The 1,377-nt window shown below is 60.5% G+C and carries 2 protein-coding genes; one reads left to right on the top strand and one right to left on the bottom strand.

The window, feature by feature from the left end; translation table 11 throughout:
• Positions 1–203 precede the first annotated feature (203 nt).
• Positions 204–1,091 (top strand): NAD(P)-dependent oxidoreductase, encoded by an 888-nt coding sequence (locus AC1DRJ_RS27790; RefSeq protein ID WP_477804968.1) that lies wholly within the window; start codon positions 204–206, stop codon positions 1,089–1,091.
• A 3-nt stretch (positions 1,092–1,094) separates the two neighbouring features.
• Here AC1DRJ_RS27790 and AC1DRJ_RS27795 read toward each other — a convergent pair.
• Positions 1,095–1,377, bottom strand: a 283-nt coding sequence (locus tag AC1DRJ_RS27795) for a YkgJ family cysteine cluster protein (protein WP_477804969.1), incomplete at its 5' end; no start/stop codon positions are given.

A 1,377-nucleotide genomic window follows, 5' to 3' on the forward strand; every position in this document is an offset into this window, starting at 1 on the left:
GTACGAGTGACTCATTTTCCAGTCCGGGCTGGAGAAGCGCTGGGTGTCCTTGTTCAGGATTCACGGAATGGGGGCTCGCGTCTTTTTTCTGCGCGTATTTGGCCCAAGTCTCAGGGACTTGCCTGAGCAGCAGTGGGGGAATCCTTTCCTTGGTCAGGATGAATCGGCCATTATTTGGCGTTCTTTAATCAAAAGGAGGCTAAATGATGTCAACGCTACCTTCGTTGGGGTTCGCCGGGATCGGTCTGATGGGCTTGCCAATGTGCCGGCGCCTGTTAGCGGCGGGCTATCCGTTGACCGTGTGGAACCGCAATCCGGCCAAGTGCGCGCCGCTGGTTGAGGTCGGTGCCCGGCAAGTGGCAACACCMGCTGACCTTTGTCTACACGCCGACATCGTCATGCTGTGCCTGGCTGACACCGCGGTGGTACGTGAGGTGGTTTTTGGCTCGGCCGGGTTGGCTGCGGGGGCAAAAAACGGTCAGTTGCTGGTGGACTTTTCCAGCCTGGAACCCAGTGCCACACGAGAAATGGCCAAACAGTTGCTCGACACCACCGGAATGAGTTGGCTAGATGCACCGGTGTCCGGTGGCGTGGTCGGCGCCGAGGCCGGCAGCCTGGCGATCATGGTGGGGGGCGAGGCCGGGGATCTGCAGCGAGTACGTCCGCTGTTGCTGGCCTTGGGGCAGCGGGTTACCCACATGGGCGGTGTTGGGGCCGGGCAGGTGACCAAGGCGTGCAATCAGATGATCGTGGCCTGTAATGCGCTGGTCATCGCCGAAGTGGTGGCATTGGCTGAGTGTTCCGGGGTTGATGCCCGATTGATCGCCGAGGCCCTGGCCGGTGGTTTTGCCGATTCAAAACCTTTGCAGTTCCTGGCCCCGCAAATGGCCGAAAGCCAATTCGAACCGGTTAAATGGCATGTGCGCACGCTGCTCAAAGACCTCGACAGCGCCGTGAAGTTTTCCCGCGAACAGGGTTCGGCCACGCCACTCAGTGGGTTGGCAGCACAGCTGATGCGACTGCATGGGAGCCAGGGCTTCCTGGAAAAGGATCCGTCGACGTTAGTGCAGATGTACCGCGAGCCAGACTAAGCCTCAGGCGATTTGTTCGTAGGCCATATCGAACTCCGGTTGCAAGGCCGGAAGGCCGAACGCTGCCCGGGCCGCGTCGCAATCGACGTTAGCCTCGCCATTTTCCCAAGATGCGTCGAATTCCCGGCAGACGCTGGATCGTTCGTTGTAAATCGAGCATTTAACCTCGCCCCCGACGTCTCCCACCAGGCTGATGCAACGGGCGGGTTTGCAGTCGGTGCCCAGCATCGCCACGCGGCTGGGGCTGATCGATGCGACCAGATCATCCGGCACCGTTCCCCCGGAC

It is taken from the genome of Pseudomonas sp. P5_B2, assembly GCF_056400445.1.